This window comes from Streptomyces roseoviridis, assembly GCF_039535235.1.
In the GTDB taxonomy this organism is placed as follows: domain Bacteria; phylum Actinomycetota; class Actinomycetes; order Streptomycetales; family Streptomycetaceae; genus Streptomyces; species Streptomyces roseoviridis.
The window spans coordinates 2,192,607-2,217,002 of sequence record NZ_BAAAWU010000001.1 but is presented as its reverse complement, the minus strand read 5'-3'; the positions used below and the strand labels follow the sequence as shown (position 1 = coordinate 2,217,002).

Annotated in this window: 15 protein-coding genes; 4 read left to right on the top strand and 11 right to left on the bottom strand. The window is 68.4% G+C overall.

The features are described from left to right. Window positions 1-247: 247 nt before the first annotated feature. Both ABD954_RS09855 and ABD954_RS09850 read left to right on the top strand, forming a co-directional pair. A complete protein-coding gene (locus ABD954_RS09855; RefSeq protein ID WP_345485509.1) occupies window positions 248-1,078 on the top strand; it encodes a class I SAM-dependent methyltransferase in 831 nt (276 codons plus the stop codon). Between the two features lie 8 nt (window positions 1,079-1,086). Further along, the gene (locus tag ABD954_RS09850; RefSeq protein ID WP_345485508.1) at window positions 1,087-1,650 is read left to right on the top strand and encodes a flavodoxin family protein; all 564 of its coding nucleotides are present in this window, start codon (window positions 1,087-1,089) and stop codon (window positions 1,648-1,650) included. Window positions 1,651-1,813: 163 nt separating this feature from the next. On the opposite strand, the gene ABD954_RS09845 is transcribed toward ABD954_RS09850, so the two are convergent. Continuing rightward, the gene (locus ABD954_RS09845; RefSeq protein WP_425584120.1) at window positions 1,814-2,221 is read right to left on the bottom strand and encodes a hypothetical protein; all 408 of its coding nucleotides are present in this window, start codon (window positions 2,219-2,221) and stop codon (window positions 1,814-1,816) included. A gap of 725 nt (window positions 2,222-2,946) precedes the next feature. Between ABD954_RS09845 and ABD954_RS09835 the strand changes: the two genes are divergently transcribed. After that, complete coding sequence (locus ABD954_RS09835) at window positions 2,947-4,929, top strand: DNA cytosine methyltransferase (RefSeq protein ID WP_345485506.1); 1,983 nt, start codon at window positions 2,947-2,949, stop codon at window positions 4,927-4,929. On the opposite strand, the gene ABD954_RS09830 is transcribed toward ABD954_RS09835, so the two are convergent. The 7 genes from ABD954_RS09830 to ABD954_RS09800 all read right to left on the bottom strand — a co-directional run bounded on the left by ABD954_RS09830 (window position 4,844) and on the right by ABD954_RS09800 (window position 18,461). Beyond that, a complete protein-coding gene (locus ABD954_RS09830) occupies window positions 4,844-5,338 on the bottom strand; it encodes a very short patch repair endonuclease (RefSeq protein ID WP_345485505.1) in 495 nt (164 codons plus the stop codon). The genes ABD954_RS09835 and ABD954_RS09830 overlap by 86 nt on opposite strands. A gap of 260 nt (window positions 5,339-5,598) precedes the next feature. Further along, the gene (locus ABD954_RS09825) at window positions 5,599-7,608 is read right to left on the bottom strand and encodes an AIPR family protein (RefSeq protein ID WP_345485504.1); all 2,010 of its coding nucleotides are present in this window, start codon (window positions 7,606-7,608) and stop codon (window positions 5,599-5,601) included. After that, window positions 7,601-8,611, bottom strand: a complete 1,011-nt coding sequence (locus tag ABD954_RS09820) for a PD-(D/E)XK motif protein (protein ID WP_345485503.1) — start codon at window positions 8,609-8,611, stop codon at window positions 7,601-7,603. The genes ABD954_RS09825 and ABD954_RS09820 overlap by 8 nt, the downstream gene beginning before the upstream one ends. Next, window positions 8,608-11,385 carry a Z1 domain-containing protein gene (locus ABD954_RS09815; protein WP_345485502.1) on the bottom strand — a complete coding sequence of 926 codons (2,778 nt, stop codon included), beginning with the start codon at window positions 11,383-11,385 and terminating at the stop codon, window positions 8,608-8,610. The genes ABD954_RS09820 and ABD954_RS09815 overlap by 4 nt, the downstream gene beginning before the upstream one ends. A gap of 63 nt (window positions 11,386-11,448) precedes the next feature. Further along, a complete protein-coding gene (locus tag ABD954_RS09810; RefSeq protein WP_345485500.1) occupies window positions 11,449-12,924 on the bottom strand; it encodes an ATP-binding protein in 1,476 nt (491 codons plus the stop codon). A 243-nt stretch (window positions 12,925-13,167) separates the two neighbouring features. Next, the gene (locus ABD954_RS09805) at window positions 13,168-15,066 is read right to left on the bottom strand and encodes a hypothetical protein (protein WP_345485499.1); all 1,899 of its coding nucleotides are present in this window, start codon (window positions 15,064-15,066) and stop codon (window positions 13,168-13,170) included. Further along, the gene (locus ABD954_RS09800; RefSeq protein WP_345485497.1) at window positions 15,066-18,461 is read right to left on the bottom strand and encodes a helicase-related protein; all 3,396 of its coding nucleotides are present in this window, start codon (window positions 18,459-18,461) and stop codon (window positions 15,066-15,068) included. Before ABD954_RS09800 ends, ABD954_RS09805 begins: the two co-directional genes overlap by 1 nt. Before the next feature lie 879 nt (window positions 18,462-19,340). Between ABD954_RS09800 and ABD954_RS09795 the strand changes: the two genes are divergently transcribed. Next, window positions 19,341-20,924 carry a NaeI family type II restriction endonuclease gene (locus tag ABD954_RS09795; RefSeq protein WP_345485495.1) on the top strand — a complete coding sequence of 528 codons (1,584 nt, stop codon included), beginning with the start codon at window positions 19,341-19,343 and terminating at the stop codon, window positions 20,922-20,924. A 198-nt stretch (window positions 20,925-21,122) separates the two neighbouring features. Here the strand turns inward: ABD954_RS09795 and ABD954_RS09790 are convergent, their stop codons facing one another. The 3 genes from ABD954_RS09790 to gcvH all read right to left on the bottom strand — a co-directional run bounded on the left by ABD954_RS09790 (window position 21,123) and on the right by gcvH (window position 24,307). Continuing rightward, a complete protein-coding gene (locus tag ABD954_RS09790) occupies window positions 21,123-22,493 on the bottom strand; it encodes an L-serine ammonia-lyase (protein WP_345485493.1) in 1,371 nt (456 codons plus the stop codon). 152 nt (window positions 22,494-22,645) lie between these two features. Beyond that, on the bottom strand, window positions 22,646-23,905 hold the full coding sequence (locus ABD954_RS09785; protein ID WP_345485492.1) for a serine hydroxymethyltransferase: 1,260 nt from the start codon (window positions 23,903-23,905) through the stop codon (window positions 22,646-22,648). 24 nt (window positions 23,906-23,929) lie between these two features. Beyond that, window positions 23,930-24,307 carry a glycine cleavage system protein GcvH gene (gene gcvH, locus ABD954_RS09780; RefSeq protein ID WP_345485491.1) on the bottom strand — a complete coding sequence of 126 codons (378 nt, stop codon included), beginning with the start codon at window positions 24,305-24,307 and terminating at the stop codon, window positions 23,930-23,932. Window positions 24,308-24,396 lie beyond the last annotated feature (89 nt).

The following is a 24,396-nucleotide window of genomic DNA, read 5'->3' as shown; positions in this document are numbered from 1 at the left end:
GCAGTGGACGGGCGGGTCGGCCGGTGCCCCGCCCGCGGCGACGGCGCTCTCGTAGCGCCGGAGTCCCGCCCCGCACAGACCTGGCCCACATGGCGTGCTATCACAACCTGTTTGCAACATTTGCCCCCCTGCGTGATCATGCGCTGCGCATACATGTTAGGGCAGGGCGTTGTTGCGGCAACCTTCCGCCGGAAACGATGAGTGGGCCTCTCCGATTCGGTGAACACCGTATTTACAAGGGATGGAAATGACTCATTCGATTCACAGTGAAGAGTTCCGTTCGGCGGTGGCCAGGCTCGCCGTGCCCGGAATGGGCACCGAAGTCGTCGGCCCGCTCCTCGCGAACCTCGTCCAGCTGCTCCGTCCGCGGCGCGTGCTCGAGGTGGGAATGGGATACACCACCCCCTTCCTCGCCGCCGCCCTCGCCGAGGCCGAGGAGACGGTCGCCGCCGAGTCCCTGGCGCTCGCCGCGAAGACCCGCTCCCACCTGGACGCCGGCCGCCCGCTCGACGACGCCTGGCTGCTGTCCGAGCCGCCGCTCGTGACGCCCTCGGTCCACCTGGAGCCCTACCGGCCCCGTCTCGCCGCCGTCGACAACCTCTCGATCGCCGACTCCTCGGCCGGCCGGGTACGGGAGGTGCTCACCGAACTCGGCCTCGACGACCGGGTGACCGTCGTCAACGCCGACCTGAAGGACTCGCTCGACAAGCTGCCCGAGGACTTCACCCCCATCGACTTCGCGTGGGTGGACGCCTGGGAGTGCCTGTGGTTCTTCGACCACTTCTGGGACCTGATCGACCCCGACGGCGGACTCATCGTCATGCACTACCTGATGACCTACCCGGAGGGCGACGCCGTCCGCCGCTACATCGCCAAGTTCCAGCAGCGCCACCCCGGCGAGCTGGAGGTCGTCAGCCTGCTCGAGTCGCAGAAGCTGATGCAGAACAGCGTCACCATCCTGCGCCGCACCTCCGGTGAGCGGAAGCTGCGCTACGCCGGTACCGGCGGCCGCATCGACTACTCGGACCGGCTGCTGAGCGACGCCCAGGAGCACCTGCGGCTCGTCGCCGAGCGGTGAGGAACGCCGTGACCGCCACCCTCGCCTCCGTACCGGTACGGAGCCGGAGCTTCGCCTTCATCCTCGGCAGCCCGCGCAGCGGCGGGAACACCGAGACCCTGGCCCGGTACGCGGCCGAGGGTCTGCCGCCGGACTCCACCAGCGGCTGGCTGAACCTGTGCGACCTGCCGCTCCCGGCGCAGCCGGCCGGACCGGTCCCGAGCGGCGCGGAGAAGGTGCTCCTCGACGCGACGCTGGAGAGCACGGACATCGTCGTCGCCTCCCCGCTGCACTGGTACAGCGTCTCCGCGGCCACGAAGCTCTACCTCGACTACTGGGCCCGCTGGATCGCCCTGCCGGACGTCTCGTTCCGCGAGCGGATGCGGGGCAAGAACCTCTGGGCCGTCACGGCGTACGCCCGGGGCGACGACCGCGACACCGAGCCCCTGACGGGCATGCTCCGGCGGACGGCGGACTACCTGGCCATGGAGTGGCGCGGAGCCCTGCTGGCCCGCGCCCACCGGCCCGGCGACCTCGAAGCCGACCCGGCGATCCTGTCCCGCGCGGCCGGCTTCTTCGACCCGCGCGACTGACCGCCACCCGGTCCTTCGTCGGAGGCGGGCCCGTGTCCCGGCCCGCCTCCGTCTTCGCCGCCGCCTCCGCCGTCGGCCGGGGCAGGCGCGTCACCGCGGCGCGGTCAGCACTCGATGATGTTCACCGCGAGGCCGCCGCGGGCGGTCTCCTTGTACTTCACGCTCATGTTGCCGCTCGCGGAGCGGTGGCGGGGATGCTGTACTCCTTGGGCAGCGCGCCAGCCGGGATGGTGCCGAAGTCGGTCCTGTCCCCTTCGGCGGTGCAGCCGCCCGCGGTGCCGGGCGAAGGACCAACGGCACCGTCCGGCGCCGGATTCGGCGACGCGTCACCGCCACCGCCGCCGGCCTTCGGCAGCAGGGGCTCCATGGCCTTCTGCAGCGCTGTGGCCAGCGGCTCCCACTTGGCGTACGCCTCCAGGAAGCCCGACCGCTGCACCGCCTGGGCGGCCTGCGTGATGGACAGTGACTCCCAGCCCGAGACCTTCTTGAGCCCCTCGTAGAACTTGAACCGATCACCACGGAACTGCCGTTCTCGTCCAGCCCGAGCGTGTCGATCCGGCCCCGGTGCCACGGTCCGGTCGGATACTCCGACGCCAGGAACCGGATACCAAGCATCTGCTCCAGCTCGGCCTCGACCCGCCGCTGCAGCTCCACCTCCAGCGACACCGTCGAACCGGGCAGCTCCACGTCCCGCCCGTCCGCGTCCCCGGAACAACATCAGGTCGGCCACCAGCGCCCCCTCCCGTGGTCTTCGCAAGGAGACCAGTCAACGGGAGGCTGCGGGTATTCCGCCGTCGGATAGCGGGAAGGGCGGCTTGCCCGGTCCCCGGGCCGGTACGCCCGTGCCAGAGGCAGGCGACCGATGACCCGAAGTCCTGGCTCGCGTCAGCTTCGTACTACTCCGGATCTCCCCCGAACCTTCGGGGCCTTCCAGCTCGACCACGGGATCGGCAAACCGCAGGATGCCGGCATCGTCTCGGGGCGGAAACCGATGCCGCGAACGAGGCAATGCATGAGCCCTGGTGCTTGTGCTGCCGCGAGCGATGCCCTTCTCCGGGGTGGCATGGACAACAGGACTCCTGGCGATCTTGTCAGTGTTTATCCGTATGCTTGACCCTCTCCGGAGTAACTTGGGGCTGCTTTCGGTCACAGGGGTGGGTGCTGCGTAATATTCTCGGGGCGCCTGGGGCGTCCAGATCGATCCAGTCATCCGAGGTAGACGCCGGATTCTTGATCTTGCCAGAGGTTGTGTGATCTCCTGGTGCTCGTTCTTCTCGTCCGATGGAGGTTGGCGCAGTGCGCAGGCAGCACTATGGGGTGCCTCTGGAGCGAAGCGACTACCTGGAGCTCAAGCGTCACAGGAACAGCTGCAAGCCCGAGAACTTCGACAGGTGGCTCGGTGGCTTCGGTGCTGGTAAGCGCTTGGCCGTCGACCTCTTCTCCGGAGCTGGGGGGCTGAGCCTCGGACTGGAGCGAGCCGGGTGGACGGTCGCAGCCGCGGTCGACTTCGACGAGAGGGCGCTCCAGACGCACGCCGCGAACTTCCCGGGCATGAGCCTCCATATGGACCTGGGCGATCCTGACGAGCGGGACAGACTCGTCGAGATGCTGGCGCCGGCCAAGATCGATCTGGTGGCCGGCGGCCCGCCGTGCCAGCCGTTCAGCAGGGCTGGCCGGAGTAAGATCCGCAGCCTCGTGGAGCATCACGGCCGCGATCCTCATGATCGCCGCAAGGAACTGTGGAGTGCCTACCTCGACGTCGTGAAGCGCCTTCGACCGCGTGCGGTCCTCATGGAGAACGTGCCGGACATGGGTCTCGGCGATGACTTCTTCGTGGTACGCACCATCGAGGAGCAGCTGGAGGATCTCGGCTACGCGACACAGGTCCGCCTAGTCGACGCGTGGAAGTACGGCGTTCCGCAGCACAGGAAGCGGCTGATCCTGTTGGCGAGGAACGACGTGGAGCGCTTCTCGTGGCGGCAGGAGCTGGAGCACGATCAGCGGACCACGCTGCGTGACGCCATCGGTGACCTTCCGGTGCTGCCTGTCGTACCCACCGAGCGTGTCGGGCAGCGCGAGCTCCCGTACGACGAGCCGTCCGAGCTCTCCAAGTTCGCTCGGGACATGCGTAAGCGGGCGCGGAAGGACCGGGTGTGGGACCACATGACCCGACGGGTCCGGAAGGACGACGCGGAGATCTTCTCCAGCATGGACTCCAAGACCCTGTACTCGCATATCTCCCCGGAGCTACAGCGCTACAAGGCCGACCACTTCACGGACAAGTACAAGAAGCTCGACTGGTCGGACCTCAGCAGGTCGATCACCGCCCACATCGCCAAGGACGGCTACTGGTACATCCACCCCGACCAGGATCAGCCACGCACCCTCACCGTGCGCGAGGCCGCGCGGGTGCAGACCTTCCCGGACAAGTTCCGGTTCGCCGGCACGCGCAGTGACGCCTTCCGTCAGATCGGTAACGCTGTGCCTCCCCTGCTTGGCGAGGCTGCGGCGGAGGCGCTGCTGCCCGTGGGCGACGAGCAGCCGAGCGAAGGCGGGCTCCAGCCGCACTGGCGCACGGTGCGAAGGGACCTGACCGCCTGGGCCGAAGGACGGCGTGAGTCGGAGGACTGGTACCAGCTTCCGGGCGAGCAGGTGTCCGGCTTGCAGGCCGCCGTCGTGGCCATACTGTCCGGGACCCGGATCCAGCCCGCGCAGCTGGCGGAGATGGTCGAGGTCGTGCGTGGGCGGACGTCCCTGAGCAAGGCTGCGCTCGAGGCACTCACTGCGGCAGCACCCTCCGAGGCAGCGAAGGCGCGGGTCGCCCGGCTAGCCGCGGTGATCGGTAAGTCGAGCGTCTGGGGTGACGAGGAGAAGGTTCGCGAGCAGCTGCAGCTGAAGCCGGCTGAGGCGACGGTCTACCGGCTGCTGGTCGGCGAGGATCTCCTGTGGATCGGGCAGGGGGCGCTGCGCGTCGCCGCCCGTCTGCACGGCAGTGATTCGGACCGCACGAACAGGCTCAGCGACGGTCGAGTGGACCTGGTGAAGCTCGTCGGAGCCGGCGAGGACGCGCCTCTGCGCATGGCGGCGCTGCGGCTCATCGGAAGCAGCTTGTGCCGGGCCAAAGAGCCGCTCTGCGAGCTGTGCCCCCTGAGCAAGTACTGCGTCGCCAGGGAGAGCGTCTCGGGCGACCTGTTCACGGACGCGTTGACCGGGACCCACGGACGGGAGACGGTGCCGAACCAGGCTCGCGAGCCTGGTCGCACTGCCGGGCGACGCTGAGCGCAGCGCGCTCGACGTCCGCCCGGATCTCACACTCCCAGACACGGACGACGGTCCAGCCGGCGGCCTCGGCTGCTGTGGTGTTCCGGCGGTCGCGCTCCTTGTTGGTCTCGATCTTCGCTTCCCACAGGGAGGCGTTGGGGCCGCGGAACGTCCTCGGGCCGTGCACAGGACATCCGTGCCAGAAGCACCCGTCGACGAACACCGCCACGTTGTACCTGGGCAGGACGAAGTCCGCCGTGCAACGGGCAGCCACCTTGCGCTGTAGACGGAACCGGAGGCCGAGCCGGTGTACGGCACGCCGGAGGGCCACCTCCGGCTTCGTGTCGCGGGCGCGCCGACCGCGCAGATGGCCGCTCAGCTCGGTGCTGACCCACTCCGCGCCCGTGGTGTCCTCACGTGCTGCCATACCTCAGCCCCAGCCCGTCGTCGGCCTACGAGTGCGAGGGTGCCACACTCGTCCCAGGCTTCGTGGACCTGCAGAAATCCGTGTCGACGACCACGGCCGGGTCGAGCTCCCCATCGGTCTGCTCGCGGAGGCGGGCATCCCACCGGGGGTGGACCTCCTGGCCTTCAGCGACGGAGACGGGCGGATCGTGCTCCGCCGCGCCGAGGACGCCATGAGGGACCTGCTCGAGCGGGGAGCTCTGAGGGCCGGGACGAGCGGACCTACGGATCGGGGACGAACCCGAGGGAAAGCGCCTCGTTGCGCGCGTGCAGTGCCTGTACCGCCTGTGGCTCGGGAACCTCCTGTTCGAGCTCGAGTCGTCGGCCGACGTACTGCGTGAGCTGGCGCTGCGAGGGATCCAGGTTGTGCGTCTCCTTCGCCCATCGCTCGATGGCATACCACTCGTCCGCCGGGATCGACCTCACCTCGTCGTTCGCTCCCCGATCGCCTTCCGCACCACCCGCGAGGGCCTCGTCGTCCAGCGGCTGATCACGGAGCTCGGCCTCCAGGTCGCGAGGCACGGACCAGGCCACACGGGAGACGGCGTCCCAGCAGGCGGGCTTCTTGGCCCACTCGCCCACGTGGTTGCCCTCACGAGGCCTGCTGACAACCCGCATGACCCGGGGGCACAGGTCGTCGATCGCGGCTTCGAGGGCTGGTGAGACCCGCTGCTCACGCCAGATCCTGTCGAGATCGATGCGCTGTTCCGTGGCGAGCGCCAGACGGGCCATGGTGTAGGTGGTGATCATGCTCTTGTAGCTGCCCGCCTCGTGGTTCGCAGCGATGCGGTCGACTGCCTTGAAGAGGACGGCCATGGCTATCACGCGCTGGCAGTACTGGACGTCGACCCGTGGAGGCGCCTCGCTGATGCGGTCCATGAACGCGACGAAGTTCTTCTGAGCGCCGCGGCTGACGCTGAACGGGAGGAGACTCCATGAGTTGACGTACTTCGCGAGGTCCGCCTTGGTGAACTTCTGCTTCGTCGGGTTGAGCTTCTTGAACGTGCGCTGTTTCGCGGGCGTCCGGGCCTTGGCCACCTCGTCGGTGTACTGGCCGCGCGCCCGTTCGTAGAACCAGTGAGTCTCCTCACCACTGCCGTCCGTCGCCGGCGCCCACAGGGAGCGGGTGATCCGCTGTACGGCCACGTGGTACTCGTGGTTCGAGCTGAAGTCGACCAGCGTCACGCGGTTCTGGGTGTTGGAGTACTCGGAGATCATCGGGACGATCTCCGAAAGCCGCTCCGGGGAGACCTCCGTCAGTTTCATCTGCACGGCCACGTGTGACAGGTCCGCCTTGTCGCGGCTGGAGGCGTAGTGCAGAGAAGCCGTCGTCTGACCGCCGTTCACGACCTGGAGCCCGTGCACGCGGGAGATGCCCGTGGGCCTGCCCTCCGGATCGTGGACGAAGTCGACCTGCGAAGCGGTCGCCGTGATGCCGTTGTTGTACGCCAGGAACCTGCCGGGGGAGTTCAGCAGGGTCTCCCGGATACCACGGTTGACCGACCCGCGGGCCTGCAGGAAGGAGCGGACGTTCAGTTCGAGGAGCCTGGTCCCGTACACCCCGTAGAGCTCGGCGAGCTTCTGGCCGGGGATCACGGCCATGGTCACCGAGTGGTCCGGCTCGCTGCTGGGCGCCGAGACACAGGGCAGAGGAGGATCGAACGAGACCACGATGGGCTCGCTGATGCTGCCGGACGTCTCGTGGCGGTGCAGCCGTGCCAGGTCCCACACCTCGTGGGTCACGGGGAGGCCGTCGAACTCGGTGGGCGGGAAGGCGGTACTCGTCCCGACGCGGTTGCTGAGCAGGAAGAGCCGGATCCTCCGTACCTCGGTGAGCGCCTTCTCCACCGCCGCGCACATGTCGTACACGTCGAAGGACTCGTCGATGTGCTGGCGCAGCCCGTCCCGACACCGGCGGACGAACGTCAGCAGGCGCCTGAACGCGGTCTCCGCCTGTCCCTTCGTGAGTTTGGACTCCAGTGGGTCCAGGTCGAAGTCGGTCACGAAGAGGTCGAGGCACTCCCCGGAGTCCCCGATGCCGTACCCGTGCACGAGATGACCGTGGGCCGAGTGGTAGGCGGTGAACGTGTTGGACACGATGCCGGCCCGTTCCAGGTCCTCGAACACGCGCCGGGTGAACGTCTCCGGGGTTGTGGTCCCCTCGGCGTCGGCGGTGGCCTGGACGTCCGTGACGACGTCGTGGGCGTACTGGGACAGGTCGAGCTCAGGCATGGGGTCCCCCGATCAGTGCGGTCACCTCGTCGGCCGTGGCGCGGTGGTGGTCGAGTCCCGAGGTGTTCACGTGGTACGAGCACTCGCCGACGCCCTCGGGAAGATCCGCCTCGACGAGTCGCGGGAAATTCTCCCCCACGTGCCAGAAACGCAGGTCGCGAACGGTGTAACGGGGCTCCTCGTACACGTCGCGCTGGCCGGGGAGATAGCCGGCCTGCACAAGGCGACCGTCGAAGGCGGCTCGGACGGCAGGGCTCGTCAGCTGCTCGCGTACACGGTCCACCAGGCGGTTCAGGCTCTCTCCTGATCCACCCCGCCGTTCGTCGAGCATCGCCAACGCCAACAGGAGCGCAGGCGTCCCGGTGTCGTCCAGCTGCCGCTCGCTGGCGATCCGGATGCTGCGGGGCCGTTTGGCGGTGCTGGCCTTCGCCTCGACGGCGACTCCGGGCAGCTGGAAGTCCTGGTTGGCTCCACTGGGCCCCGTCCACGCGTCGACGGCCTCGGCCGGCCCGACGACGGGCAGGATGTGGTCGCGCAGCACCAGGAGCTCGCCGACGAGCCCACGGCGGGCCTCAGGGCCGAGACCGTCTCTGCCGACGGCACGCAGGAGGTCCTGCCACCGCTCGAACCTCTCCACTGCTGCTGTCAGGGCTGCTGCGGCGCCGGGGGCCTCTCGGACCGTGTCGGCCACGTCCGTGACGAGGGGGTTGAACACCTCTCGCAGCTCGTCGGCGGTGAGGACCACCTGGAGCTCGTACTCGAGACGCGACACGGCGCTCACGTTCATCTCCAGCCCGGCAGCGCGAGGCAGCTGGCGTACGGAGCGCACGATGTGGTCGGCGGAGCGAGCGTCCGCCCTGAGCACGAGCATGCGCTGCTGTGCTGGGTGGGAGACGGAGAGGAAGACGTCCAACGGGGCGTCCGGGTGCAGGCGGATGCGGGAACGACCAGGGGCTCCCTGGGGTGCCTCCAGGTCACGCCACTCGGACTCGGTGACGGTCACTCGTCCTCCTCGTCGTCCAGGGCGTCGAGGCCCTCCTTCTGCCAGATGCTGTTGACCACGTACTCGGTGTCGGACTGGTGCTCGGAGCGCGGGAAGCTCGCCTTGAAGCCCACCAGTGGCGGCCGGGCCTCACCGTGCTCCGTCGTCGGCCGCTCGACCAGGTAGACGAGCAGCAGTGCCTGGTCGGCTCGGCGCTGCCAGCGGACATGGTCCCCCGAAGGCGACTGGGGCACCTTCTCCCGCTTCTTGATGACTGCAGCCTTCTGCGTCGCTTCCAAGGCGGCTTCCACCTGGTCGGGATCGAGGTCGAGGTACTCGTCGGGAGGGCTGAGCAGGCGGCGGATCGTGTACCGACCGTCGCTTTCGACGTCGTTGAGTGCCGACCGCTTCACGGGCCCCAGGCTGTAACCGGCGATGTCCTGCGGGGACTCGGCTGCCTGCTTCCCGACCAGGACCACGGTCCACTGCGGGAGCTCACCTACGGCCATGCACTGTTCGATGTACTTCGCGATGAAGCGGGGGCGCACCCTCTGGGCCATGCGGTCGGTCTCGTAGCGGGTGAGGAAGTCCACGACAGCTTCGGAGGGCACCTGCTTCCACGTCACGTTGGCACCCGCTACCTTCTGGTCGGCGGTGGCCAGGCCGTCGAGCCTGCGTACGAAGTCCCCGAGCACCTTGAGGTTGTGTTCCGGGACCCCGTCGGAGACGTTGAAGATCACCGTCTCCGGTCCCTCACCGGAGTAGCTGAGCAGGACCTTCGTGCCCTGGCGCATCTTGTTGGCAGCCGTCACGGCGAGGCCCAGAGAGGAGGCGCGGACCTTCAGACCGAAGTACCTCGGACTGAGGTTCAACGCCGCCATCTCCTCGACCTCACGACGCAGTTCGTCCGTCGCGGCAGTCACCTCGATGTACTTCGCCTGAAGGTCGGGGGTGGTGTACAGGCGGCAGAGGTCCTCGTGTCCCGGCCGGTATCCGAACCAGCGCCCCATCTGGAGCAGGGTGTCGTACGTGCTGGACGTGCGCAGGTAGTAGCTGACCGTCAGCCCCTCCAGGGTGAGGCCCCGGGAGAGCTTCTGGCCTCCGATCGCGATGACCGAGAGACCGGTCCTGCGGTGCTCGTAGTAGTCGAGTGCGTCGCGGGAGGCGCCGTTGACCGTCTTGACCACGATCTTCCGTAGCGCGGGCATGAGCTGGCTCGCCACGTCCTCCCAGGTGACGCGCTGCGCCTCGTCCGCGGGGAAGTGGTCCGTGGTGGGAACGAAGTCCCGCTCCCAAAGGGCCCGGAGCTCGGCCATGCGCTGCGGTGCCTGTCCGTACCGGTCGCGGAGCGAGTCCACGAGGAGCCGCAGGTAGTCGTCCACCTGGTCGCGGACGATCCCCTGGACCGCTGTGAAGCGGGTGACGTGCACCAGCATGGAGTTGTGCACCTTCGTCTGTCCGCGCACCCGCCGTACAGCGCTGGCGAGGACGAACGAGGCGATCGCCTCCCGGAGGGACCGTGGAAGGTCGTCGGAGGGGACGAAGGAGGACTTGTGCTTGCTCGGGACCCAGCCCTCGGCGTCGTCCACGGGGCGTACGAGCGGAAGCGGGGGCACGTCCTCCTCGTCGTCGTTGTCGACCTGGAGGCCGAACACCCGTTCCGGACCGAGGTAGTTGGTTGGCGAGGGCAGAGTGCGGATGAAGCTGTCGGGAAAGAGGTCGGCGCCGAGTTCGGCGTGGTCGACGTCGGGATCGATGTAGATGTTGGCGAACGGGGTGGCGGTGTACCCGACGTACGCCGACTTCTCGAAGCTCTTCATGAGCTCACGGATCGCACCGTTGGTCCTGGTCGGATCCGCGTCGGGATCGCGCTCGGTGTTGATGGAGGCGTTGTCCGCCTCGTCGTCGATGACGAACAGCGGGATGTCGCGTACGACCTTGTTCCCGCTCTCGTCCTCCGTGCCCTGGACCTCGGTCACCCACGTCCGCAGGTACTCGAGGATCTTCCAGTGCTTCTTGACGACGAGGACGACCGGGAAACGACCGAGCGGGAAGTTGACGGCGTTGGCCGCCTGCCGGCCGAAGTCACCCTTCTCCGAGCTGTTGGTGGGGGACGCGATGTCGAGCTTCTTGGCGCCCGGCATCCTGCCGGCACCCATGAGGCGGGACTTCCCGTTCTGGTTGGACCGCTGCTGGTGCTGGGTGTCGAACCCCAGGAGCCCCTCGTCGACACGCAGCTGGGTCTGGCTCCGGAGGTCGTTGTGGATGCCGGCGAGGATCACCACGAACTGGTACCCCGCGTCCACGGCCTTCGCGGCGAGCCCGATGTACTGACCGGTCTTGCCCGACTGGACCTGCCCGATCACCAGGCCCGTCCGGCGCCACGAGCCGACACGGCGCGGGTCCTCGAGCTGGCTCAGGACCTCGTCCGTGCTCTGGTCCAGCCGGCGCACGACGACCGGAGGGAGGTTCCGGACGTCCTCCAGGTAACGGCGGTAACGTTCCCAGAAGTCCCAGGCCCGGTCGTTCTTGGCTTCGGGCAGCCAGGGCTCGTGCCCGCTGTCGCTCTCCAGCCCGGAGGAGCCCTCCTGGAAGACCGCCGTCAGGACCTCGATCTCCTTGGCCAGCTGGTCACGGTCGAGAACCTCGCCCTGGCCGGCCAGCATCCCGAAGATGACGGTGACCGCGTTCTGCACCTCGTCCGGCGTCGGCTGACGGTCCTGCGACAGGAGCGCGAGAACCAGGCGACGGGCCTTGGCAAGGGACTCGAGAGAGTCCTCGGGGGTGGAACTCACAGAAGACCTCCGGCTGGGTGGGAACGGCATGGGGCAGGCTAGGGGCGGGCACTGACAACGGGTTCACCCGTTCCAGAAGCCCTGCATCTGGTCGAAGGGGGGCATCGTCCGGAGGCGTTCGCGGGCGGCCGCAGGCGAGCGGCCATCGGAGACCAGTGCCTCGTAGATGCGCTGTGCGACCTCCGTGGCCTCGGCGCCGGCGGGCCCGGGGCCTCCGAAGGGTTCGGGGTCGTCGCTGGTGTCCGTCTCGTGCATCACGCGGAGGGCGGTGACCGGCACCGTCTCCTCAAGCAGGCGGATCAGGGCACGCACGTCATCCGAGCCGGTACCGCCAGAGCGCAGAGCCGCCTTCACCAGAGGGTGGCCCCGGTTGATCCGGCAGGTGACCTGGTCGTCGACACGACGGACGTTCCATGCGTACACGAGCGGATCCCCGTGCGTGCGCGCAGCGATCTGCCCGCGGTGCCGAAGCACGTCGGCGGCCCTTCTCCTGGCCTGTAGAGCGATGCGCCGGAGATGAGAACGCAGCGCGACGGGCGGGACGACACTGGACTTCCGGACGTCGACCCCCCATTCGACATCCGTCTCGGCGGGGATGTCCACGGCGATCCGTGCCAGGTTGTACTTCTCCTCGCGGCGCAACCCGCGCTGTCCGAGCCAGTCACCAGCCAGGATCAGACGGTCCCGGCGGTACACGTAGAACCCCTGCTGGTCGAGCCATCCACGCGGGCCGCCGGCCTTCTCGTACTCGTCCGGGGTGAGCCTCTGGGCACTGGGGAGGACGAACGCCTCCACTCGCACAGAGCCCGCCCCCAACCGCAGACGCTCGACCGGAAGCGGTTGTACGGACGGGTGACGGGACAGGAACGGATCCCAGGGCTCGACGGGGCTGCCCGACACACGCAGGTTGCGACGTCGGCTTCCGGTGAGGAACCTGCCGAAGACCATGCCCAGGTGGGACTCCGTGCGGGCGGCCTCCGCGTAGAACTGCTTCTGGGTCCGCTCGTCCTCCACCGTCACCGCGTCGACGTGGTAGCCGTTGAGGCGCCGCCACAGCACGACGGTGCCGTGGTCCCCCTCACCTCGGAGCCTGCCGAGCAACTTGGTGGTCGTCTCGTCCGCGCCGCGAAGCAGCCGCCACTCGCCCGACCTCTCGACGACGTCGAGGTCCCACGTACGTACGTGCCATTCGCCGGCGGTGGCGGTGGCGACGGTAAGCTGCCTGGCCTGTGAGAACGAGGCCGACTTGAGGCCGACGCCGAAGCGCCCCAGGTCCGTGGCGCTTCGGGGTGTCGCAGGGCCTCGCGCGGCCACGGTCATGGCGGTCACGAGCTCACCCGCGGTCATCCCGGCACCGTCGTCAGCGACCGCGATCCAGGAGTCCTGCCCGGCCCAGGTGAACTCGACGTCGATCGTGGACGCCCCCGCGGAGATGCTGTTGTCCACGAGATCCGCGATGGCGGCAGGCAGGGAGTACCCGAGCGAACTGAGCGAGGCGACCATGCCCGCCGGTTCCGGAGCTGCTATGTCGTACTTCACGCCGAATGTCCAGCCTGCTTCCGGTTTCTGATACTGGTTGCGAGTATCCACCTATGCCGATCCGGCCCTGGGTGGGTAGCAGAGTGGGATGCCCTGCTGATGTGAGGCGACGGTGTCAAGCAGGTCCAGTTCGGGTTGCACACGGGCTCGCTTGTGTGCGATCGGCGGTCAACGGGTCGTGCGATGTCTGGCAGGGCAGGTCGTGGGGAGGGCCGATAGTGGGCCCTGCCCACGACCAGGCGGTCACAGGGTGGGGTCCCAGTAACCGACCCTCGAGCCATCCGGGGAACCGAACAGGTGCCAGCGGGAGAGATTCCGGTTCCAGGACTGACAGGCCGTCTCGGGGAGCTGGAGGCAACCGTGGTCCGCACCCTCGTTTGTGATCATGCAGTTGGGGTCATACAGACAGGAGTCGTTGTCGACGGCCCGGCTCACGACCGCGTCGAGGTTCTGCTCGAGTACGGTCCGCATGGCACCGAGGCTGAACTCGCTTCCGCCGTTGGGATAGATGGCGAAGGCCAGGTCGTACGGGAACAGGTACTCGGACAAGCTGGTCTCGCTGTACCCACTGTCGACTGCCAGCGCCCGCAGGAGCTGATGCGACAGGGAGTGGAGCAGACCGAACAGCTCGTGGACGGGCAGGTCGGGATGCCCCGGTGCCGGGCGGGTCTCGTGGGAGAGGGCCTTGCCGTCGCTCGGACCGAGCTGGTGCACCAGCCACTGGGCGACGCCGCCGGCGTCGTCGAGGGCGCGTCGACTCACGAGCTCGTTGCGGACCAACCACCGGCTCACCCGTTCCCTGTCCACCGGGAAGAGCAGGGCCTCCGCCTGCGTGGGGTGCGCGAAGAGCAGGGTCTTCTCGGGCGTGCCCCGTGAGGCGCGACCCCGGTAGGGCACGAGATCCGCCTCCTCAGGGCTGAAACCCGTCCGGCTGTAGCCGATCGCGAGGTAGGTGATCGGGAGATCGCTCACCAGGCAGGTGTCTCGGCCGAGGCCGGCAGCCGCAAGGACCTCAGGGTAACGCTCGTAGAGAGCGCTGCGCTCGGGGTTGCGCGCCTCCCGCTGGAGGCGGGGCACGCCCAAGCGCTCCAGATTGAGGACCCGACGGTAGGTGTGCAGCTCGGCTGCGAGCCCGCGGGCGTCGTCGCTCTCGGTGTCTAGTCCGAGAGCCTTGCCCACCCGCTCCCTCAGATGGTCCACTTCGACGGGCATGAAGCGCGCCCGCAGCGCGCGCGCCTGGTCGTGCAGACCGGCCTCCTCCATCACACGGATGCTCTCGACGACCTCGTCGGGGACGTCCACCGTGTGCCCGTCCGTGAGTCGCCGGAACTCCTCCTCGGTGATCTCACCGAGCCACCAGCCGAGTACGGCGGCCGTATAGAGGGGGTTGCTCTGACGGGCGGCCTCTTCGGTCGTCGTCACGTTCACGAGCGTCAGGCCCTGGCCGACATGCGCTGTCCCCGCCGTGTGGAGCAGGGGATGCATGAACTTGTCCGCGTAGCTGCATGAGGAGTTGTTGCAGCTCCACTGCACACCCAGCGGGAAGCCGCATGTCATGCACTCCCACCGGAAGTCGCGGAACCGACTCGCACGGTCGTCCAGCCTGAACCGGGTGTGACCTCTGGGGCACTTGCTCGGCGGGTACATCGGTGACATCTCGCCACACCTGTGTGCGAACACGAACTGGAGCTGCCGGTTACCGACGGCGTTGCCGCACGCGGGACAGGCCGGCGGCCAGTCGTCCGTTCCCGGCCGGGGGTCACCGGCCGACCAGACGTGTCCGCACCTTCCGCTGGCGCAGCGCACCACCCGGGGCCAGATCCGGCAGAAGACCTTGCCGGGGACCACGACCTCGTAGTGGCGATCAGCGAGCCGGTCCTCGTCTCCGGGGAACTCGGGTGCCCGGTCGGAGCCGGCGGCGAACGCACGGCCGGCGGCCCGCCACCTGCGTACGAACCGCATGGCCTCCTGGACCAGGTGATCGCGGTCGAGCGAGGGGCCGTCGAACTCCTCGTCCCGCCCGAACTGCACCACCTGGGCGGTGTAGCCGCCGCGGTGGTCGAAGGTCTGACCGGGGCGGTACCGGTAGAGGACCTGCCCTCGATCGCGGGCCATGTCGTCGTTCCGCGGGTTGAACGCCATCACGACCTCCTGCCGTCGGACACGATGTGGAACGGGATGCCCTCGGACACGTCCCGGAGACTCGTCATGGGCCGGTACTCGAGGCCCAGGTAGTCGCCTGTGGCGCGGTATCCGCGGTTGTTGCCGCCGGAGAGGCCGGCGGAGGCCCCGGCGGAGCGCAGGCTGGCCAGCGCGTGCTCCACCATGTCCTCGAGATCGCTGTGGAGCTCCTGGCCCTCCGGGCGATCCGACTGGAAGACCGTGTGAAGTGCCTCCAGCAGTTCGGTGAGCTGGACACCTTCGAGCCCTCCGATCGAAGGATCGCGGAGCGCGGCCTGCATCTTCGAGAGGTCGTGCAGGTGGCCCGGCGCGTTACCCGCCCGCCACCAGTCCCGGTTGGCGATCTGGAGGAGGTGGCCCATCAGTATCCCGGGGAGGGTCCTGCGCACGGCGAACCGGCTCCAGCGGTTGATTGCCACCGGTTCGACCATGCGGTCCAGGTACTCGTGGAACTTCCCGTGGTACCGGTAGTGCGACCGGTCCCGCTCCCTCACCGGGTTGAAGAGCATGAACACGAGGCCGTGGTACGCACGGCCGACCCGTGACGACGCCTGGATGTACTCGGCCATGGACCTGGGCATCCCGTTGAACAGCATGAGGTTCAACCGGTCCACGTCGACCCCGTGGCTGACCATGCTCGTCGCGACGACCATGCCCGTGCTGCCGTTGGTGCTGCCCAGGTCGTCCAGGACACCACGCACCTCGTCCAGGCGCGTCTCGCCCTTGAGCTCGGCCACGCGGAGGTCGGGGAACCCCTCCCTGCGCAGGGCCTCGTTGACCTGGGTGTCCAGCGAGCGCCGGATACGGCCGAAGTCCACGAGGGTCGTCGCATACGTGAGGCTCGTTCGGTACAGGTCGACGACTGCGCGGAGTTCCTCCTCCGGCCATGCTTCGAGAGCCGAGGGAAGGTCCCGACGCTGGTCGAGCTTCCACAGGGCCCGGTGCGCGGACGTCAGGATCCTGACCAGCGTCATCTCCGCCGTACCCCGTGTCGGCATGACCCCGACGAAGCGGCGCAGGGGAAGACCGCGGTCGAGACGCCAGTAGAAGCTCTCGTCGAGGTTGGGGCCGGGAAGAGGCACCACCACCGACCGCAGGCCGAAGAGGTGTTCGCTCTGGCGGTCCTCGCCACGGATGGTCGCGGTGGTCGCGACCACCTTCATCCGGACGCCCCGTCCGTCGGGGCGCTGCCGGGCTGTCAGCGTGCGCTGGACCTCTGCCAGGAGCCCCTCGTAGTGCCCTGAGAACGCACCGAGTTCCTCGTTGACCATGTGGAGTTCGTCGATGATCTCCAACGACGGGGAGGGGTCGTAGAGGGGAGTCCCCAAGGGCTCGGGGGGCGACTTCGGATGGCCTGGTGCATGACGCTCGTGGCACTTGCCTCCCCGACCGAATCCGTGGGGCGTGCACCAGCAGTCGACGTCCCCGAAGAGCGCGCCGAACCGGTCCGACAGTCCGATGTTCGCGAGCTTGTCCAGAGTGCCGACCACGACGGTGGGGAGGTAGCGGTAGATCTCCGTGTCCACCACGACGATGGGGAGGACCTTGCCGCACCGTTCGTTGCCACAGACGTGTTCCAACCTGAGGCGCTGGGGGTCGGGCGGCGGGATGTGCACCGACCGCTCACCGCAGTAGGGGCAGTCGTGCACCAGCCGGAACGCATGCCGCTCCGCCTCGCTCGACCGAAGGCGGTCGAGCGTGCGGTCGGTGGTCAGGGAGTTCGGCGTGTTGCCGCCGCCGGCGTAGAACCCGATGAAGAACGGCCACCCGGGGTCACCGCCGATTTCCTTGAGCCTCTCGGCGTTCCGGTCCCGGACGATGTCCGCGGCAGCGACGACGTCGAGTTGCCGCTGCGTCTGCTGCAGGGTGAGCAACCTGAGGGGGAAGCGGCACCAGGCCGAGACCCCGACCTTTTTGCCCCTGGCGCGGTCGTAGAACATGCATACCAGCACCAGTCCGAGGTACGCCTCGGTCTTGCCACCTCCGGTCGGGTACCAGACGACGGTGGCCGCCTCGGTCGGGTCCACGCTCTGGTCGTCGCCCCAGAGCCCGGGGGAGAAGAGGTGCTGCGGGTGCTCCCGCCAGGCCAGGGCGCCGAGCTGGCTGACGATGGCCACGAGCTGGAACAGCCGCCATCCACGACTCGGACGCTTCCGACGCCGGTTGAGCTCCGTCATGGACTCGTTCGCGAGCTGGAACGCCACCAGCAGGCGCCTGTCCCGTCGCAACCACGCGATGCCGTCGCGGAACCGCGAGACCTCGAGCGCGGCAGCCCGTCGGTCGGCCTCCTTCCGATCGGCCAGTCCGGGCCTGTCCTGGAGGTCCGCTGTGCTCCAGGCCGGCGCGTTCAGGTACGCCTCCATCTCGTCGGCGAGGTCGTCGAGCACAGGCAGCGGGTCGGTCGCGAGCGCCGCGTATCCCCATCGTTCGTCGGTCCGGGCCACGGCGCGGTGGGTGTCGTGCTGTGGAACGGGCACACTGCGCACGGCCACGAGTCGTCCGTCGTGCCACCGCGGCTCGACACCGCAGTTGTTCGCGTACGCCCCGAGCTCCCCGGAGTAGCGATAGGCGTCGGCACCGAGGTCCATCGTGATCGGCAGCAGACGGTCGCCCTCGACTTCGAGGCCCGCGCGGAACAGAGCGTTGTCCCTGGCCTCGTCACGGCGGGTACGGCCGGCGTTGCTACCCCGCCCCTGGACGGTCACGACGGGGTCTTTGGCGAGGTTCTGGAGTGTCGCCGTCACACGGAGCCGACCGGCGCCGACCGGCCTCGACGTGACGACGACATGCGCGGCGGGCGACGGCACCACGGGGTCCCCGCCCACTTCCCGGGCCAGCCACTGTTCGAAGGCGTCGTCGTCCTTCATCGCAGCAGGAGGGACCAGCCGCTCTCGGCGGTCGCTCCCGACGCGACGGTCGATCCGCGGGTCGCGAAGAGCCAACTCGACAGCCTCCGCGAAGGCGCGCCGGAACTCGGCCTCCAGGGTCTGTCGCAGACCGGCCTCGTGCCCCAGGACGATCTCCACCGGCCCGACCGTCACACCAAGTCGCTTGAACAACGGAGCCAGTCGGTAAGGTTCCTCGCGTTCGCCGGCCCACTCCAGCTGCTGGACGCGGGTCGGCAGCGCCGAGTAGTAGAACGAGGCTCTGGCCTTGACCGTGACGGAGCTGGCGTTCTCGGCTTCGAACTCGAACCCGAGGCTGTCCGGAGTGGTCCGTCCGTACCGTGGAGCGGCGCCGCCCGGCTCGATGGCGTGGGGACCGAGGCTTTCCATGAAATAGCGGGCACTGGGAGGTTCGCCCAGGCATACGTCGCCTTGGGCTTCTCCGGTCGCGTCGCTGACCACGGCGCTCACGAGGTGCTCGACGAGCGCTGTCTGCTGGGCGACGCTCGGCTCGAACGGGGGAGTGGTCACGGTGTCTCCCCAAGAGGCTGGGCGTGTGCCGCCGGAATGGGGGAGGGGCCGTAAGAGGACCTGACGAGGCAGGTGCCGTCGCTCGGGAACTGGCGACGGGGGAGCCGAATCGGCTCCGATGCGCGTGCCGGGGATGGTGAACATGCCGAACCGGCCCGCAGGACAGGTGTGTCCACGGGAACTCCAAGGTCCGCGAGTCAGAAGCCGCCATGGCACGACGCCAGGGCCGGACATCTTCTGCTTCTCCGAACCCGAGCAGCATGGGCTCTGGTGGAGCGAAGTCACAAGCCGCTAACCCAAATCGGTCAAGTCTGTCTCGAAGGATTCGATCTCTTGCCTGAATTGATCGAACGCGTCGATGAGCTCCGGCTCGGAGCGATCGGTGCCCTGTCCCCTTCGACCGTGAACGAGGCCACCGACCTCTGCCGAAGGGGCTACGAGTGACCCCGCTCTCGCCTGGCCGCTTCGGCTTCCCGGTCCTGGTCGTCGCGTGTCGTCGGCTCGGGCACTCGTCCCGTACCTTGGCCACCTGGTCCTGTGCGCCATGCGGAGTAGAGGCCCGCCAGCGCGATGGTCACCGCTGCGAGCGACTCGGGCGCGACGCCGAGCGCCACCAGCGCCACACCCGTCCCCAGTACGGTCACGAGGGCCGCCAGGTCGTACAAGGAGCGACGGGTGGAAGGGGTGCGCTGGGACATGACGGCTCTCCTCTGACGACGTACGTGACGAAGCCAGGCTGCGGTCCCCGACGGCAGCTCGGGTAGGGTTCTCTCCGTTCTATCTGAGAGAACATCGAAATCACCGAGAGAACGGACGCCGATGTCGGCTCGCCTGAAGGGGAAGGATGGGCGACCGCCTGGTCTTCCCAGCGGAGCGAACGACGCAGAGGACCTGCTCGTCCTGTTCCTGCGCAGTCTTCGGGATGCCGCCGGCCTTTCGGTGGCGCGGATACACCTTCTGCTGCCCGACATGGTGGGCAACAATCCGAAGCCGGCTCCGTCGACACTGCACAGAGTGCTGAGAGGGGCGGGCCTCAGGAACCACCAAGGCTTGGTCGCGGCCCTCGTCGAGATCTGTGTCGCGGACCCGGTTGAGGCGGCGAAGGCCCAGAGAAGGGCGCGTGCGCTGCTGAAGAGGGCGTGGGAGCAGCCAGCCCGGGCCGAGTCAGGCCAAGGCCAGGGCAACGACAAGGACTGCACTGCCCACCTGGCGAAACTCGTTCATGTGCACGAACAGCTGCTGGAGACCCAGGCCGCTCTCGGCCGCGCCCTCCAGGCCAAGGAACAGGCGGAGGCGAAACTCGACGCCCACTCGAGCTCCCGCCAAAAGGAGATCGCCGAACTACGGCGAGGTCTGCTGGCCGTCACGGGTGAGCGGGACGCGGCGTTGAGGACTGTCCAGGAAGCGATGCAACAGATCACCGCCTTGGAGCGGAAGCTCGCCGCAGCCGGTACGTCCCCGACTCCTGGCAGGAAGGTTGGGCAAGGGCGGGGAACGGAATCGACCCCCGGCGTCACACACAGTATGGACGAGGTGGCGGTGGTGAGGGATGAGCTGCGGGGTCTCGATCCCTCTGGACGTCGCATGACGGCCGTGCTGGAGCGCGCCACCGAAAAACTGTTCGACGGGGAGCTCACTGGACGGTTCCGTTGGGAGGAGCTCACCAAGTCGGAGAAGGCGATGGCTGGGCAACTCGTCGGGAACCTGATGCGACACCACTTCCGGTTCGACACCTGCGGACCGCTCGACTTCAGGATCGCCGGGGTTGATGTGGATCTCAAGGTGACGTCTGGTTCGACCTGGACCATCCCGAGGGAGGCCCAGGGCCGTGTGTGCATGCTGGTCCACCTCGACCACCGCAGGGGGTTGTGGAGCCTCGGAGTGGTGAGGGCGGCCGAGGAGCTGCTGCTCTCCGGCGCCAACAAGGACGGCAAGCGGAATCTGAGCCGAGCGGGGCGTGAAGCGATCGAGTGGGTCCACAAGGACAGTCGTCTGCCGGTGAACGTCCTCAACCGACTTCCTGCTGCCGATCTGCAGACGGTGCTTGCCCAGACAACCGGCCAGGGGCGCGTGAACGAACTGTTCCGTGTGGCGCAGCGCCAGTCGGTGACCCTTCCGGCCCTCGCCACGGTCGCCCGGCAGCGGGATGCGGCGAAGAGAGCGCGGGAGGCCCGGAGGATCCTGGCCACCGAGGGCATCCTCGTCCTGAACCACAGCAACTCCGATCCTGAGATCGCCAGCGCCTTGGGGCTACCAGTCCCGGAGAAAGGGACGTGGGTCAGCGTTCGTCTGGCACCGGCCACCGAGGAGGAACGTGGCTCAGGTCGGTCGGTCGTCCTGTTCGGTACGTGGTGGAGAGTGGCGAAGCCGGACGACGAGGTGAGCCCCCTTCCCGGCCACTGACAGACTCCACCCGAGGTCCTACGCAAGCGGTTGTGTCGTGCCCGATCAGCGGCGGCGGCCCCGTCTGGCGCCCAGAACGCAGGGACATCCCAGGGCCTTCCACGCATGTCGCAGGGAGATCTCAGGGACTTTCCGCCAGGCAGGCAGGGAGGGCCCTGACAGCGCTGAGGACAAACGTGCTGGTCAGGGCCTACGATGTCAGCACTCGATGATGTTCACGGCGAGGCCGCCGCGGGCGGTCTCCTTGTACTTCACGCTCATGTCCGCGCCGGTCTCCTTCATGGTCTTGATGACCTTGTCCAGGGAGACCAGGTGGTTGCCGTCGCCGCGCATCGCCATCTTCGCCGCCGTCACGGCCTTGACCGCGGCCATGCCGTTGCGCTCGATGCACGGGATCTGGACCAGGCCGCCGACCGGGTCGCAGGTCAGGCCCAGGTTGTGCTCCATGCCGATCTCGGCCGCGTTCTCCACCTGCTCGGGGGAGCCGCCCAGGACCTCGGCGAGGGCGCCGGCCGCCATGGAGCAGGCGGAGCCGACCTCTCCCTGGCAGCCGACCTCGGCGCCGGAGATGGAGGCGTTCTCCTTGAAGAGCATGCCGATGGCGCCGGCCGCGAGGAGGAAGCGGACCACGCCGTCCTCGTCGGCGCCGGGCACGAAGTTCATGTAGTAGTGCAGGACGGCGGGGATGATGCCGGCGGCGCCGTTGGTCGGGGCGGTGACGACCCGGCCGCCCGCCGCGTTCTCCTCGTTCACGGCCATCGCGTAGAGGGTGATCCACTCCATGGAGTGCGCCAGGGCGTCGCCCTCGGAGCGCAGCTTGCGGGCCGAGGTCGCGGCGCGGCGGCGGACCTTCAGGCCGCCGGGCAGGATGCCCTCGCGGGACATGCCGCGCGAGACGCAGGCCTGCATGACCCGCCAGATCTCCAGCAGGCCCTCGCGGATCTCCGCCTCGGTGCGCCAGGCCTTCTCGTTCTCCAGCATCAGCGAGGAGATCGACAGGCCGGTCTCCTTGGTGAGGCGGAGCAGCTCGTCACCGGTGCGGAACGGGTACGTCAGGACGGTGTCGTCCGGGATGATCGGGTTCTCGCCGGCGACCGCGTCCTCGTCGACGACGAAGCCGCCGCCGACCGAGTAGTAGGTCTTCTCCAGGACCAGGGCGCCCTCGGCGTCGTACGCGAAGACCGTCATGCCGTTGGCGTGGTACGGCAGCGCCTTGCGGCGGTGCAGGATCAGGTCGTCGTCGAACGAGAACGGGATCTCGTGCGCGCCGAGCAGGTTGATCCGGCCGCTCGACTTGATCCGCTCGAACTCGTCGTCGGCGGATTCCACGTCCACCGTGCGCGGCGAGTGGCCCTCCAGGCCGAGCAGGACCGCCTTCGGGGTGCCGTGGCCGTGGCCGGTGGCGCCGAGCGAGCCGTACAGCTCGGCCCGTATGGCGGCGGTGTGGGCCAGCAGGCCCTCGTTCTTCAGGCGGCGGGCGAACATGCGGGCCGCACGCATCGGGCCCACCGTGTGGGAGCTCGACGGACCGATGCCGATCGAGAACAGGTCGAAGACCGAGATGGCCACGGGGGACTCCTTGTGGGGGCGACGCCGTTGTCTGCCGGGGTGGTGCAGAACGAGCAGGAAGAGCGAGCAGGGCGGTAAAGGGGTGGGGCACCCCGCTCACTGTCCAGTGTGCGTGGTGCCCCGGAGCTTCATACCAACAAAAGGGTACGAAATTACTTCAGGCCGGGGTACAGCGGGTGCTTCTCCGCCAGAGCGGTCACCCGGGCCTTCAGGGCCTCGGCGTCGAAGCCGGGCTTGAGGGTCTCGGCGATGATGTCGGCGACCTCGCGGAAGTCCTCGGCCTGGAAGCCGCGGGTGGCGAGGGCCGGCGTGCCGATGCGCAGGCCGGAGGTGACCATCGGCGGGCGCGGGTCGTTCGGAACGGCGTTCCGGTTGACCGTGATGCCGACCTCGTGCAGACGGTCCTCGGCCTGCTGGCCGTCCAGCTCGCTGTCGCGCAGGTCGACCAGGAGCAGGTGCACGTCGGTGCCGCCGGACAGCACGGACACGCCGTGCTCGCGGACGTCGTCCTGGACCAGGCGCTCGGCGATGATCCGGGCGCCGTCGAGGGTGCGCTGCTGGCGCTCCTTGAACTCCTCCGAGGCCGCGACCTTGAAGGAGACGGCCTTGGCCGCGATCACGTGCTCCAGCGGGCCGCCCTGGAAGCCGGGGAAGACCGAGGAGTTCAGCTTCTTCGCGAACTCCTTCTTCGCCAGGATGATGCCGCCGCGCGGGCCGCCGAGCGTCTTGTGCGTGGTGGAGGTCACCACGTCCGCGTACTCGACCGGGTTCGGGTGCAGACCGGCGGCGACCAGGCCGGCGAAGTGAGCCATGTCGACCCACAGGTACGCCTCGACCTCGTCGGCGATCCGGCGGAACTCCGCGAAGTCCAGCTGGCGCGGGTAGGCGGACCAGCCCGCGATGATCACCTTGGGGCGGTGCTCCTTGGCGAGGCGCTCGACCTCGGCCATGTCGACCAGGCCGGCCTCGTCCACGTGGTAGGCGACCACGTTGAACTGCTTGCCGGAGAAGTTCAGGCGCATGCCGTGGGTGAGGTGGCCGCCGTGGGCCAGGTCCAGGCCGAGGATCGTGTCGCCCGGCTGGGCGATCGCGAAGAGGGCGGCCTGGTTGGCGGAGGCGCCGGAGTGGGGCTGCACGTTGGCGTACTCGGCGCCGAACAGGTCCTTGATCCGGTCGATCGCGATCTGCTCGGCCACGTCGACGTGCTCGCAGCCGCCGTAGTAGCGGCGGCCCGGGTAGCCCTCGGCGTACTTGTTGGTGAGGACCGAGCCCTGGGCCTCCATGACCGCGACCGGAGCGAAGTTCTCCGAGGCGATCATCTCGAGGGTGGACTGCTGGCGGCGGAGCTCGGCGTCGACGGCGGCGGCGACGTCCGGGTCCAGCTCGTGGAGAGGGGTGTTCAGAAGCGACATGTTTCGATCCCTGGGGGGTCTCGGTTAGCCGGCGGTGAAGGCGGTGTACTCGTCGGCGGAGAGCAGGTCCTCCGGCTCGGCCTCGATGCGCACCTTGAACAGCCAGCCGCCCTCGAACGGGGCGGAGTTCACCAGCGAGGGGTCGTCGACGACGTCCTGGTTGGCCGCGACGACCTCACCGGTCACCGGGGCGTACAGGTCGCTGACGGACTTCGTGGACTCCAGCTCGCCACAGGACTCGCCCGCGGTGACGGTCTCACCGACCTCGGGAAGCTGCACGAAGACGACGTCGCCGAGCGCGTTCGCCGCGTGCTCGGTGATGCCGATCGTGGCGACGCCGTCCTCGACGGCCGACAGCCACTCGTGCTCCTTGCTGTAACGAAGCTGCTGGGGGTTGCTCATGACCTGATTCTCCTGGATCGGGGGAGTGCTGATGAACGTGGGTCTTGCGAGGTGAGATGCAGAATGAGACGAATCGATGAGGGATACGT